Consider the following 12,658-nt stretch of genomic DNA (forward strand, 5'->3'; position numbering starts at 1 on the left):
CGACAGGTGCCATGCCTTGCGCGCTCGATAACAAAAGGGCGCCCTGCGGCGCCCTTTTTCAAAACTCAAGAAACCCTCAAATCTCAGGCGTTCTTGTCCACGCCCTCTGCGTCATCGCCTTCGGCCGCTGCCGCCGCGCCGCCCTTGGCGATGCCGACCATTGCGGGGCGCAGAACGCGCTCGCCAATGGCAAAACCGGTCTGGACCACCTGCACCACCGTGCCCTCGGGCACATTGGGATTGGGCACTTCGAACATGGCCTGATGCTTGTGTGGATCGAACTTCTGGCCGGCCGCTTCGATCGGCTTGACGCCATGCTTGGCCAGCAGGCGCTGCATTTCGCGGTCGGCCAGTTCGATGCCGTCGATCAGGCTCTTGAGCGAACCGTCAGCGGTTTCGCGGACATCTTCGGGGATGACCATCAGCGCGCGGCTCAGCGCGTCGGTGGCCGTCAGCATGTCGCGGGCAAAGCCGGCAATGGCATAGGAGCGGGTGTCGGCCACATCGCGCTCGGTGCGCTTCCTGAGGTTTTCCATCTCAGCATGCGTGCGCAGGACGCGATCCTTGAGTTCGGCGTTTTCAGCCATCAGGGTTTCGACAGGATCAACCTCCGGCGTTTCGGTCTCGGGGATCTCGGTTTCCGGCGTTTCGCCCTGGGCGGCGTTTTCGTCGCTCATCTGGTCTTCTTCCATAATGGATAAAATCTGTTGCCCGCCATATCGGCCAAGCGGACCGCAAATTCAAGCGCCGAGCGGTCAATTGCCGCGCTTGCGGGCCATCATCGCGGAAATGACATTGGCGGTATAGTCCACCACCGGCACGATACGCGCATAGTTGAGCCGCGTCGGCCCGATGACCCCGAGCACCCCCACAATGCGGTCATTGGCGTCTTTGTAGGGCGAGAGAATGACCGACGACCCCGAGAGCGAAAACAGCTTGTTTTCCGAACCGATGAAGATGCGCACGCCCTGCCCGCGCTCGGCATCGCCCAGCAAATCGAGCAAGCCATCCTTGCTTTCCAACTCATCGAACAGCTGCCGCATGCGCAACAACTCGTCGCTGGCCATGGTGTCGTTGATGAGATTGGCGCGCCCTCGCACGATCACGGTCGGGGCATTGTTGCCCGAGGGTTCGGCAAGGGTCGCAATCCCCGCCTCGACCAGCTTCTGGGTCAATTCATCGAGTTCTGCCCGCTGCTCGGCCCGGCGCTCATTGAGCACCCGCCGCGCCTCGGAAAGCGTGCGACCCACGACATATTGCGCCAGGTAATTGCCGGCCTGCTGCAAGGCGCTGGCAGTGTAGCCGGGCGGCAGGTCGAGTATGCGGTTTTCCACCTGCCCATCCTCGCCCACCATGATGGCCATGGCCCGCGCGGTGTCGAGGCGCACGAATTCGATATGCTTCAAGACCATGTCGGCCTTGGTGGCGATCACCACGCCGGCGCCCTGGCTGAGGCCCGAAAGCAGAGAGGAGGCCTCGGTCAGGACATCCTCGACCTGGGCATGCCCGGCGGTGCCCTCGATATGGCGGGCAATCTGGTTGCGCTCGCTTTCATTGACCGTGCCGATCTCGAGCATGGAATCGACGAAAAAGCGCAAGCCCTGCTGGGTCGGCGCCCGCCCGGCGGAGGTGTGCGGCGCCGCGATCAGCCCCAGGTCCTCAAGATCGGCCATGACATTGCGCACCGAGGCGGGCGAGAGTTCGACCTGCAAGAGGCGGCTCAGATCGCGCGAGCCCACGGGCACGCCGGTATCGAGATAGCGTTCCACCAGCCGCCGGAAAATATCCTGGCTGCGGGCATTGAGTACCGAGAGAAAGTCTTCGGCCGGCCTGGTCATGATGGTTTGATTAAACTCGTCGCCTTTAACCCTGCCTCTTCATTTAAGGCCTTCATCCCCATCCGCCAAGCGCCCGGTGCTTGTGAGCCGGGGCGATGAGGGTTAAGAGGCGGTTAACGGCAACAAAGACTGGAATTATGATGCGGCCATCCGGACGGCAGCCAAGCGATATGCGGGCGGTAACTCTCGAGCGCAACGTCGCCATGAAGGCCGAGGGCTCCTGCCTGGTCGCCTTCGGCAATACGAAGGTCTTGTGCACGGCATCGGTGGAAACCAGCGTGCCGGGCTGGCTGCGCGGCAAGGGCAAGGGCTGGGTCACCGCCGAATACGGCATGCTGCCCCGCGCCACCGGCTCGCGCACCCGCCGTGAAGCCACGGCCGGCAAGCAATCGGGCCGCACCCAGGAAATCCAGCGCTTGATCGGGCGGAGCTTGCGCGCCGTGGTCGATCTTGAAGCGCTGGGCGAAGTGCAGATCACGCTCGATTGTGATGTGCTCGAAGCCGATGGCGGCACCCGCACGGCCTCGATCACCGGCGCCTATGTGGCGCTGGCTGATGCCATAAGGTGGATGGAAGCGCGCCAGATGACCAAGGGCAAGGCCTTGGTCGACAGCGTCGCCGCCATTTCCTGCGGCATCTATCGCGGCACCGCGGTGCTCGACCTCGATTATCTCGAGGACGTCGAGGCCGAAACGGACGCTAATTTCGTCATGACCGGCACCGGAAAATTCGTCGAAATCCAGGGCACCGCCGAAGGCGCCCCCTTTGATCGCGCCGAACTGGACGCCCTTATGGGCCTGGCCGAACAAGGCATTGGCGAATTGAGTGTGATGCAAAAGGCGGCTTTGGACGCATGATGTTCTCGTTTGGAAGCAAGGCCCCCTCACCCGGCCTTCGGCCGACCTCTCCCCCAAAGGGAGAGGTGTCGCGACGCGACATGGGGGATACCTCTTCACCTCTCCCTGGGGGGAGAGGTCGCCGCGCAGCGGCGGGTGAGGGGGCCTTTGCCCAGACCGATCCATCCTTCTCGGCAACCAACTGCGCCATCTGGAACGACATCTCCCGCGCGCTTGAAGGGAAGAAGAATTGAGCATTCCCCGCCTCCATGCTGGCGACCGCCTGGTGATTGCCACGCATAACGCGGGCAAGCTCAAGGAATTTCGCGAGCTGTTCGGGCCCTTTGGGCTCGAACTGGTGTCGGCGGGGGAACTGGGTCTGCCTGAGCCGGAGGAAACCGGCACCACCTTTGCCCAAAATGCCCGCACCAAGGCCCATGCCGCGGCCCGGGGCGCCAATATGCTGGCGCTGAGCGATGATTCGGGACTGTGCGTGGATGCCCTCAATGGCGACCCGGGCGTCTATACCGCCGACTGGGCCGGGGTGCCGCGCGATTTCAACCGGGCGATGAAGCGCGTTGAAGATGCCTTGCAGGCGGCGGGCGCCAGCTCGCCAGGCCAACGCCGCGCCTCATTCAACGCCACGCTATGCCTGGCCCATCCCGACGGGCGCGACATGCTCTTTGTGGGACGTTGCGATGGCACGCTGGTCTGGCCGCCGCGCGGCGATATGGGCCACGGCTATGACCCCATGTTCATGCCCGACGGACACGACATCACCTTTGGCGAAATGGCCGCCGAGGCAAAGCACAGTTGGGCGCCCGGACAAACGGGCCTCAGCCACCGCGCCCGCGCCGTTGCGCAATTCGTGGAGAACCAGATTGAGCAAGGCTAGTGCCAACGATCTGTTCGGCGTCTATGTGCATTGGCCTTTCTGCGCGGCCAAATGCCCCTATTGCGATTTCAATTCCCACGTTCATCGCGGCGTGCTCGACGAAGACGCCTTTGTCGAGGGCTACAAGCGCGAGATTGCCCATATGGCGAGCCTGTCCTCGGGCCGGCTGGTGCAATCGATCTTTTTTGGCGGCGGCACGCCTTCTCTGATGAGCCCCAAGGCGGTCGAGACCATTCTCGACGCCATCGCCGGCGCCTGGCAGATCGACAGCAAGGCCGAAATTACGCTGGAGGCCAATCCCACCAGCGTCGAGGTCGAGCGCTTCCGCGGGTTTCGGGGCGCCGGGATCAATCGCGTGTCGCTGGGCGTGCAATCGCTCCGCCCCGGTCCGCTGGCCGAACTGGGCCGCCGCCACACGGTCGAAGAGGCTGTGGCCGCCGTGCGCATCGCGCAATCGGTATTCGAGCGTTCGAGTTTCGACCTGATCTACGCCCGCCCCAAGCAGACGCTTGAGGATTGGGAAGACGAGCTCAAGGAAGCGCTCTGGCTTGCCCGTGGCCATATCAGCCTTTACCAGCTGACCATCGAGCAGGGGACGCGCTATTTCGACCTGCATCAGGCGGGCAAGCTGAAAATGCCCAACGAAGACCTGGCCGCCGATTTCTATGAATTGACGCAGGAACTGACAGCTGCCGCCGGCATGCCGGCCTATGAGATTTCCAACCATGCTGTGCCCGGCCAGGAAAGCCGCCACAACATGCTCTATTGGCGCTATGGCGAATATGCCGGCATTGGTCCGGGCGCCCATGGCCGGCTGATGGTCAACCATCAGCGCCACGCCACCGCCACCGAGAAAATGCCGTTTGACTGGCTCAAGCAAGTCAATGAATTCGGCCATGGCATGGTGGTCGACGACGTGCTCACCTGGGAAGAGCAGGGCGACGAGTTCCTGGTCATGGGTTTGCGCTTGAAGGAAGGCATTTCGCCCTCCCGCTTCATGTCGCTCTCCGGCCGCGGCATATCCGAAGGCCAGATCGCTGCGCTAAAAGGCTACGGCTTTGTCGAGACCCTGCCCAATGGCAATATCCGCGTGACTGACAAGGGTTTTCCGGTGCTCGACGCGGTCGTGGCGGATCTGGCGGCCTAAAGCTTCGCCCCGTCCACCGTGGTCATCACGCCCCCAGCCCCGATCTGGCGGATCACCAGCGCATAATCGCTTCTGCCATTGGCGTTGAGCCGGAAGAGGCCATCGCGCCCCGCAAAGCCGGCGGGGTTGGTCAGCAGCATGGCATCATAGGGCGGAGTGGCGAGGGACAGCGTGTTCACATTGGCAAGGATGGTCGCCGTATAGGCAATGGTGGCCATTTGCGGCGGGGCGCTGCCGAAGCGCGCCTGGTAGTCGGCACGAATGGCGTTGAGGCCGGCGTCATTGATGGCGGGAAAGATCGCGCCGACCAGGGCCGGATTGGCGAGCAAAGCCGGATCGCTGGCCCAATCAGCCGAGCCGACCAGTTGCACCAAGTCAGACCCGACGCCTGCCTCGGCGAGCAGGCGGGCAAAGGTCGGGGCGCTGGCGCGGTCGGGAATGATCAGCGCATCGAGCATGCCGCGATCCACAAGCGGCTTGGCCTGGGCAATGATCGATTGCGCTTCGCTGACATCGGAAAAGGTATAGACGGCGCTGGGATTGAACCCGGCGCTGATCGCCTGGGTGCGAAAGGCAGTGGCCAGGGCCTCGCCATAGGGGGTTGCCGGAAAGATGCCGGCAGGCCCACGCCGCCCCTGCTCGCGCAGATAGGTGACGGCGCGCTTCATTTCGGTTTCGGGCAACACATTGAGCACATGGACGCCTGGCCCGGCGACGCTGCCATTATTGGCAAAGCCGATCAGCGGCACGCCACTGGCCCGCGCCACCGCGCCAGCCGCGCTAACCTGATCGGCCTTGAGCGGCCCGAGAATCAGCTTGGCGCCCTCGGCAATTGCTGCGCTGGCTGCACTGGTTGCGCCTGCGGCACTGTCGCCCGTGTCGCGCAGCGCGATGGTGATATTTTCCCCAATATTGGGATTGGCCTCGATGAAGCCTATGGCCAGCTTACTGGCATTGGCGAGGGCAAGTCCCAGTTGCGCCAGCGCCGGATCGCCCGAGAGCGGCAGCAACAGGGCCACATTGACAGGTCCGCGCCCGAAGCGTTCCGCCGGCGTGGTGGCGATGGGGCTCAGCCCGCCGCTTCCACTGTCCTGCCCCCAGGGCAGCGAAAAGCTGCGTGATCCCCATTGCATGGACCCCGGAGAACAGGCGGCCAGCAGCGAGGCCAAACCGGCAATCGCCGAGCGGCGGGTCCAGACCGGCCCATTGTTTTGATTTCCCACGCGATGCCGCCTCAAAAGCTCACAATGTGTTAACAAGGTCGCGCCATATGGTTAACCAATGCTTGAAAAGGATGCCGGGCACCCGATGGCCGATGACACACGAGACTATTTTCTGGCCGGTACGCGCTTTGAAGCGCCAACCCTGGCGCCCGGGCTCTATGTGGTCGCGACGCCCATCGGCAATCTGCGCGACATTACCATTCGAGCCCTCGAGACCCTTGCGGCTGCCGAAATCGTGCTCTGCGAGGACACGAGAACCTCGGCCAAGCTGCTCGACCATTATGGCATAAAGGGCCGGCGCCAGGCGCTGCACGAGCACAATGAGCGTGACAAGGCCGACCAGATAGCCGCTCGCATTGCGGCCGGTGCCGCAATCGCGCTGATTTCCGACGCCGGAACGCCGCTGCTTTCCGATCCCGGCTTTCCGCTGATCCGGGCCCTGGCCGAACAGAACCTGCCGGTTTTTCCTATCCCCGGCGCATCGGCCCTGCTCTCGGCGCTGGTAATTGCGGGCCTCCCCACCGACGCCTTTGCCTTCCACGGTTTCCTGCCGCCCAAGGCCGGGGCGCGAATCAATGCGCTCGCAAGGCTGAAGGATTCACGTGAAACGCTGGTGTTCTACGAATCACCCCGGCGCCTCGAGGGCAGCCTTGCTGCCATGGCCGAGGTGCTGGGCGAGCGTCAGGCCGTGGTGGCGCTGGAGCTGACCAAGCGTTTCGAGCGCAGTTTTCGTGGTTCGCTGGCGGAACTGGCAAGTCAATTCGCGGATCAGGAGACCAAAGGCGAGGCCGTCATTGTGGTGGCCGGTGCCGCCGAACCGAGCGCCCCTGCCCTAGAAGACTGGATGGCGGCACTCAAAATTGCCATGGCCGACCAGAAGCTGCGGGCTGCGGTAGACGAGGTTGCCGATCGCTTCGGCCTCAAGCGCAAGGAAGTCTATGATGCCGCGCTCACCCTCAAAAACGCCGAGTAGCCGCCGCGTCGCCGCTTATCGGCAAGGGCATAGGGGCGAGGCCATGGCGGCGCTGTGGCTGCAATTGAAATTCTACCGCATCCTCGAGCGCCGCTTCAAAACCCCCATGGGCGAAATCGACCTCGTGGCCGAAAAGGGCAGCACCGTGGTCTTTGTCGAGGTCAAGCAGCGCGCCCTAAATGCCGATGAAGCGCTGACTTTTGCAGCAATCAATCGAAGCCGGATTGCCAGGGCGGCGCAACTCTGGCTGGCACAAAACCCCGATGCCCTGGGCCGGGATTTTCGTTTCGACGTAATTCTACTTGCACCCGGCCGCTGGCCGCGCCATCTGATCAATGCCTTTCCCGCCAGCTGAGAGATGTCATGACACTCAAAGTCGCGGTCCAGATGGACCATGTTGCAACCATCAATCCGCGCGGCGATTCGACCTTCGCCATGATGCTCGAGGCGCAGGCGCGCGGGCATCAATTGCTGCACTATACGCCTGATACGCTGTCGCTGAACGGCAATACCGTCAGCGCCCTGGCCCAGCCGATCACCGTGACTGATGCGGAAAAGGGCCAGCACTTCACCCTGGGCGAGGCCAATCGCGTGGACCTATCCACCCAGGACGTGGTGCTGATGCGCCAGGATCCGCCCTTCGACATGAACTACATCACGCTCACGCATCTGCTCGAGCGCATCCACCCCAGGACGTTGGTGGTCAACCCGCCTGCAGCGGTGCGCAATGCGCCCGAAAAAATCCTCGTCACCGAGTTCCCCGAGCTGATGCCGCCGACGCTCGTGACCCGCGACCGCGCCGAAATCCATGCCTTCCGCAAGCAGCATGGCAATATCATCGTCAAGCCGCTCTACGGCAATGGCGGGGCTGGTGTGTTCTTCATCCAGGAAGGCGACCATAACCTGGCGAGCCTGCTCGAACTGTTCGAGACCAATTATCGCGAACCCTTCATGGTCCAACGCTACCTGCCCGATGTGCGCAAAGGTGATAAGCGCATCATCATCATCGACGGTGAGCCGGTCATGGGATTGAACCGCATTCCGGCCGATGGCGAGGCGCGCAGCAATATGCATGTGGGTGGCCGCCCCGAACTCTCGCCGCTGACCGAGCGCGAGATGGAAATCTGCGCGGCCATCGGCCCGGCGCTGAAAGAGCGCGACATGATCTTTGTCGGCATCGACGTCATCGGTGGCTATCTCACTGAAATCAATGTCACTTCCCCGACCGGGATCCGCGAGATCAAGCGTTTCGGCGGCCCCGATATTGCGGTGATGATCTGGGACGCCATCGAGAAGCGGCGGGGATAGGGACCGGGGTTGGCGGGGCCGGCCAAATGCCCTAGTGCTGGGCTGTGGCCTGGAGCGGGGCCAGGAGGGCACGGATGAACACTTTTCTGGTCGCATTTGCCACGTTGTTTGCAACGGTGGGCGTGGCGGACATCGCCTTCATCTTTGCGGCCCTGACCAAGGACAATACGGCCGCTCAGCGCCGTACCTTTGCCACGCGCGGCGTGCTGGTGGCACTGGCGATCCTTCTGTTCTTCGCGGTCCTGGGCAATGCCATCCTCGATGTCTTCGGCATCACCATCCCTGCCCTGCGCACGGCTGGCGGCATCCTCTTGCTGCTCATCGCCATCGACATGGTATTCGCCCGCCATTCGGGTGGCACCGGCACGACCGACGAGGAAGAGGTGGAAGCCCGCCAGAGCCATGACATTTCGGTCTTCCCGCTGGCCATGCCGCTGATGGCCGGTCCCGGCGCCATTTCGGCGGTGATCCTGCTCACCACCGGCGCCAGGACGGATTTCGAATTCTGGCTGGTGCTGGCAGCCATTGTCGTCATTCTGGCGCTGTGCTGGCTGACCCTTTTGATCGCCATTCCGATCCAGCGCCTCCTGGGGCTGACGGGACTTTCGGTGGTGTCGCGCGTTGTCGGTATCCTGCTGGCGGCGCTGGCCGTGCAGTTCGTTTTCGATGGCATCCAGTCGAGCGGCTTGCTGGCCGGCTGACCCCCGCCACGGGCACAAATTTCAGAAAATTATCAGCGTTAAGCAAGTGTTAATGCTGTTGTTGCGCCCGGCCCGGCCGAAGCGCAGAGATGAGGCAGCAACTCTATTGGGAGTCGTCCCCATGCGTCTCGCTGCTGCGACTGTTCTGTTGATTTTCGCCATCATGGCCACCAGCGTGGCCGGGACGGGCGCCGCCCGTTCGGAAATGCTGACGCCATTGACCGCTGTGACTGCGGATCACTGAGCCGCCTGGGCGTCTTCGGCACTGTCGCTGCCCGCCACCACCCCGACGCCAAAGGCATCGACCCGGCCGACCGGGGCCTCCACCAATTGGTCGAGCGGGAAAGCGGCCGGCGTTTCCGGCAGGCCAGTGGCCAGCAGCAGATCGCTGGCCCGATCCGGGGCGCGGCTCAAGGGCACCACGGCACCCGCAACTTCGAGCAGCCGGGTCTGTCCCAGGCCCTGATAGGGCGGGCGCAGCATGGTCCCGGCGTCCGTACCTTGCAGCGGATCGACCACCGCCACGCTGATCCGGCCACCGCGATAAAAATTGCGCATGGACTGGCTGACGTAAAAGGCCAGCTTGTCCGAGCCTGCGGATGAATAATGGATGCCATCATCCTTGCGCATCAGGGCGTTCTGGCCATTCACATCGGGCCCATAGGCGGCATATTTGCCTTCCACATCAGCAAAGCGATCATAGATATCGACAAATTCGGCGCCGCCGGAAAAGGCCGCGAGGCGGTGGAGCGCGCTGATCTGGCCCATGGCCGCCGAATATTGACTGCGCGACATGGGCGGCAGGCCCATCCAGATCACCGGCTTGCGCGCGGCGCGGAGCTGGCCGAGGAAATTGCTGATCCGGGTCTGATATTCATTGGTCCAGCCTTGGGTGAAGGCTTCAAAGGTCTGCCCATTGGCCTGGATTTCCTGGCGGTCATTGATGCCGATGATGACGACGGCAATGTCAAAGCTGTCCGCCGCGATCTGCTCGGCAATGGCGGCGTTCCAGTCGAAATAATCGTCGCGCACAAAGCCCGAGGAACTGACCCCCTGCCCGATCACCACGAGGTTGGGATCCTCGGCATAAAAGCGTTCCAGCGCCTTGGTCAGGTCAATGGCCAGCGAATCCCCAAAGACGGCCAGGCGGGTGGCATCGGGCGCCTTGTCGATGACCGGCGCCGGAGGCGGCAGGGCCACAGGAGCGGCCTGCGGGCGCGGCTGGGTCTGCTGCACCTGCGGCGCCGGGGCGGGCTCCTCGCCAAACAGGAGATCGAACAGGGTCCGCCGCCGCGGTTGCTCGTTCTGGGCCAGAAGCATGCGTTCGCCCATGGCCGGTTGCGCCAGCGCCGGGCCGATATCGGCCAGCACCAAAAGACCCACCACAACCAGAAGAAGAAGCCGCTTCATGCCCAAATCCGCATCACAATTTTTGCCTTGTAGCACCGGCTTCTGCCCAAGGCCACGGCGCTCCCCATGCCGTTACCGGGTCGCGGCGACCAGCGCGTCATGGGCGGCGCGCGTGACAAAGCCATCAGCCACCATGCCATTGGCGGCCTGGAACCTGGCGTAGGCGGCCTGGGTGATGGGGCCAATGCGCCCGTCGACGGCGCCATTGTAAAGGCCAAGGGTCGTGAGCGCCCCCTGGATCGCCATGCGCTGGGCCAGATCTGGAAATTGCGTATGCCGCGGCCAGGGCGTTGCAAAGGCACCGCCACCCTTGAGGCGATCAGTCAGATGGGCCACGGCCAGCGCATAGCTGTCGGAAAAATTATAGCCCTTGAAGGCCAGGTAATTGCCCGTCATCAGGAATTTGGGTCCGGTGCCACCGGCCGGAACATAGAGAAAGACCGGCGTATCGAGCGCAGAAAACTGCCGCCCGGCAACCCGGGTGACGCCGCGTTCGGCAAAGAATGAAACGGGCCGCAATTGCTCGCGGGTGGCCAGCAGATAATCGAACCCTGCCGGAACATCGACTTCAAAGCCCCAATCCAGGCCAGGCTGATAGCCGAGGCGGCGCAGATATGCGGCGCTGGTCGCCAGCGCATCAGCGAGGGAATTGTGCAGGTCCACGCGGCCATCCCCATCCCCGTCGGTGCCATGGGCGAGCACATTGCTTGGATTGACCTGCAAATGCCCGATGGCCCCGGCCCAGGAGCCGACGGGCGAAACGCCCCCATTGGCCTGGGCCAGCTTGAGCGCCGCGACGAAATCGGCCTTGTCCTCGGCAAAGCGGCTGCGGCGTTGCCAAGCGATGGTGGCCAGCGAGCGCACGATGGGGCGGATGAGGCTGTCGTTGCCCAGCACCGCGCCATAATCGGTTTCCATGCCCCAGATGGCCCCCAGGACATAGGGATCAACGCCATAGGCCTTGCCGATGCTGGCAAAGAGATTGGTCTGCTGCGCCAGGGCTGCCTTGCCGCGGGCAATCCGTCCCGACGAGATGCGCGCATCGAGATAATCCCAGATCGGGGTGGTGAACTCGGGCTGGGTTTCAACCAGGTTCGGCACCCTTGGGTCGGGCGTCAGCGCGGATGTTATGGCATCATAGAACCGGCCATCGACGCCGGACGCGACTGCTTCGGCGCGAAACTGGGCGAGAAAGCCGGAAAAACTGTCCAGCGGCTGAGCCAGGGCTGGAGCCATGAGCGCCAGCCAGAAGAGTGCTACCCAGCGCATGGACAATCCTCCCTGTTCTATCTGTTGCGGGTCAGCAGGTGCCGCTCCCAGGCATAGGCCGTTTCCACGATCTCGTTGAGATCGTCGTGCTGGGGCACCCAGCCGAGCAATTGCCGGACCTTTTCACCCGTGGCGGTGATCGACGCCGGATCGCCGGCGCGGCGCGGCGCCTCGTCGGCGCGCAGGTTGACGCCCGACACCTTGCGCACCGTCTCGACCACTTCACGCACTGAATAGCCCTGGCCATAGGCGCAATTGAGCGTGGTGCTGTCGCCGCCGCCGCGCAGGTGCCTGAGCAGCAGTGCATGGGCCGCGATCAGGTCGGTGACGTGGATATAGTCGCGCACACAGGTGCCGTCTGGGGTTTCATAATCGGTGCCGAAAATGTCCATTTTTTCGCGCGAGCCCAGCGCCACCTGGCAGGCGACCTTGATCAGATGCGTCGCCTCGGGCGTCGACTGACCGGACCGCTTGCCCGGATCAGCGCCCGCGACATTGAAATAGCGCAGCACGCCAAAGGTGATGGGATGGGCTGCGGCCACATCGGCCAGCATCCATTCGGTCATCAGCTTGGACCGGCCATAGGGCGACATCGGGTTGAGCGGTGTGGTTTCAACCACGGGCGCCAGCCCGGTCATGCCATAGACGGCGGCGGTGGAGGAAAAGATGAAGTGCTTGACCCCGCCCTTGACGGCCGCCTCGATCAGATTGCGCGAGGTGGCCGTGTTATTGGCGTAGTATTTGAGCGGGTTGGTGACAGATTCCGGCACGACGATGGAGCCGGCAAAATGCACGATCTCGGTGATGCCGTGTTTTTCGATGAGCCGCAGCACCAGGTCAATATCGCCGGCATTGCCGCTCTCGAAGCGCGCGCGCCCGTCGATGGCCCAGTCAAAACCCGTCACCAGGTTGTCGAGCACGACAACATCTTCGCCAGCGTCGGCAAGGTTGAGCACCATATGGCTGCCGATATAGCCGGCGCCGCCGGTTACGAGGACCGTCATGCTTTGTCTCTCCGCGTCGGAAATGCTATTTGCAGGCAACGATATATGCCAGAT

14 protein-coding genes are annotated in these 12,658 nt (G+C 63.2%); 8 read left to right on the forward strand and 6 right to left on the reverse strand.

Annotated features, from left to right (window positions below; all coding sequences use genetic code 11):
- Positions 1 to 83: 83 nt before the first annotated feature.
- Both grpE and hrcA read right to left on the reverse strand, forming a co-directional pair.
- Positions 84 to 677 (reverse strand): nucleotide exchange factor GrpE, encoded by a 594-nt coding sequence (gene grpE, locus NIM87_RS05445; protein WP_254673624.1) that lies wholly within the window; start codon positions 675 to 677, stop codon positions 84 to 86.
- Positions 678 to 755: 78 nt separating this feature from the next.
- A complete protein-coding gene (gene hrcA, locus NIM87_RS05450) occupies positions 756 to 1,838 on the reverse strand; it encodes a heat-inducible transcriptional repressor HrcA (protein ID WP_254673625.1) in 1,083 nt (360 codons plus the stop codon).
- Between the two features lie 140 nt (positions 1,839 to 1,978).
- Between hrcA and rph the strand changes: the two genes are divergently transcribed.
- The 3 genes from rph (at position 1,979) to hemW (ending at position 4,716) form a co-directional block, all read left to right on the forward strand.
- Positions 1,979 to 2,695, forward strand: coding sequence for a ribonuclease PH (gene rph, locus NIM87_RS05455; protein ID WP_254674076.1), 717 nt, complete (start codon positions 1,979 to 1,981; stop codon positions 2,693 to 2,695).
- A 229-nt stretch (positions 2,696 to 2,924) separates the two neighbouring features.
- Positions 2,925 to 3,569: a non-canonical purine NTP pyrophosphatase gene (locus tag NIM87_RS05460; RefSeq protein WP_254673626.1), complete on the forward strand. Its 645-nt coding sequence runs from the start codon at positions 2,925 to 2,927 to the stop codon at positions 3,567 to 3,569.
- Positions 3,556 to 4,716 carry a radical SAM family heme chaperone HemW gene (gene hemW, locus NIM87_RS05465; protein WP_254673627.1) on the forward strand — a complete coding sequence of 387 codons (1,161 nt, stop codon included), beginning with the start codon at positions 3,556 to 3,558 and terminating at the stop codon, positions 4,714 to 4,716. Before NIM87_RS05460 ends, hemW begins: the two co-directional genes overlap by 14 nt.
- Here the strand turns inward: hemW and NIM87_RS05470 are convergent.
- Positions 4,713 to 5,939 (reverse strand): penicillin-binding protein activator, encoded by a 1,227-nt coding sequence (locus NIM87_RS05470; RefSeq protein WP_254673628.1) that lies wholly within the window; start codon positions 5,937 to 5,939, stop codon positions 4,713 to 4,715. The genes hemW and NIM87_RS05470 overlap by 4 nt on opposite strands.
- An 85-nt stretch (positions 5,940 to 6,024) precedes the next feature.
- Here NIM87_RS05470 and rsmI point away from each other — a divergent pair, with 85 nt between their 5' ends.
- From rsmI to NIM87_RS18570, 5 genes are all read left to right on the forward strand, one after another.
- Complete coding sequence (gene rsmI / locus NIM87_RS05475) at positions 6,025 to 6,912, forward strand: 16S rRNA (cytidine(1402)-2'-O)-methyltransferase (protein ID WP_254673629.1); 888 nt, start codon at positions 6,025 to 6,027, stop codon at positions 6,910 to 6,912.
- A 43-nt stretch (positions 6,913 to 6,955) separates the two neighbouring features.
- Positions 6,956 to 7,267: a YraN family protein gene (locus tag NIM87_RS05480; protein ID WP_254677753.1), complete on the forward strand. Its 312-nt coding sequence runs from the start codon at positions 6,956 to 6,958 to the stop codon at positions 7,265 to 7,267.
- Positions 7,268 to 7,275: 8 nt separating this feature from the next.
- Complete coding sequence (gene gshB, locus NIM87_RS05485) at positions 7,276 to 8,220, forward strand: glutathione synthase (protein WP_254673631.1); 945 nt, start codon at positions 7,276 to 7,278, stop codon at positions 8,218 to 8,220.
- Between the two features lie 74 nt (positions 8,221 to 8,294).
- Positions 8,295 to 8,921: a MarC family protein gene (locus tag NIM87_RS05490; RefSeq protein WP_254673632.1), complete on the forward strand. Its 627-nt coding sequence runs from the start codon at positions 8,295 to 8,297 to the stop codon at positions 8,919 to 8,921.
- 121 nt (positions 8,922 to 9,042) lie between these two features.
- Positions 9,043 to 9,165 (forward strand): hypothetical protein, encoded by a 123-nt coding sequence (locus NIM87_RS18570; protein ID WP_269467935.1) that lies wholly within the window; start codon positions 9,043 to 9,045, stop codon positions 9,163 to 9,165.
- Here NIM87_RS18570 and NIM87_RS05495 read toward each other — a convergent pair.
- The 3 genes from NIM87_RS05495 to galE all read right to left on the reverse strand — a co-directional run bounded on the left by NIM87_RS05495 (position 9,159) and on the right by galE (position 12,604).
- Positions 9,159 to 10,331, reverse strand: a complete 1,173-nt coding sequence (locus NIM87_RS05495; protein WP_254673633.1) for an SGNH/GDSL hydrolase family protein — start codon at positions 10,329 to 10,331, stop codon at positions 9,159 to 9,161. The genes NIM87_RS18570 and NIM87_RS05495 overlap by 7 nt on opposite strands.
- A 72-nt stretch (positions 10,332 to 10,403) precedes the next feature.
- Positions 10,404 to 11,600: a lytic murein transglycosylase gene (locus NIM87_RS05500; RefSeq protein ID WP_254673634.1), complete on the reverse strand. Its 1,197-nt coding sequence runs from the start codon at positions 11,598 to 11,600 to the stop codon at positions 10,404 to 10,406.
- 17 nt (positions 11,601 to 11,617) lie between these two features.
- Positions 11,618 to 12,604: a UDP-glucose 4-epimerase GalE gene (gene galE, locus NIM87_RS05505; RefSeq protein WP_254673635.1), complete on the reverse strand. Its 987-nt coding sequence runs from the start codon at positions 12,602 to 12,604 to the stop codon at positions 11,618 to 11,620.
- Between the last annotated feature and the right edge of the window lie 54 nt (positions 12,605 to 12,658).

Source organism: Devosia ureilytica (genome assembly GCF_024273195.1).
GTDB classification, from domain to species: Bacteria; Pseudomonadota; Alphaproteobacteria; order Rhizobiales; family Devosiaceae; genus Devosia; species Devosia ureilytica.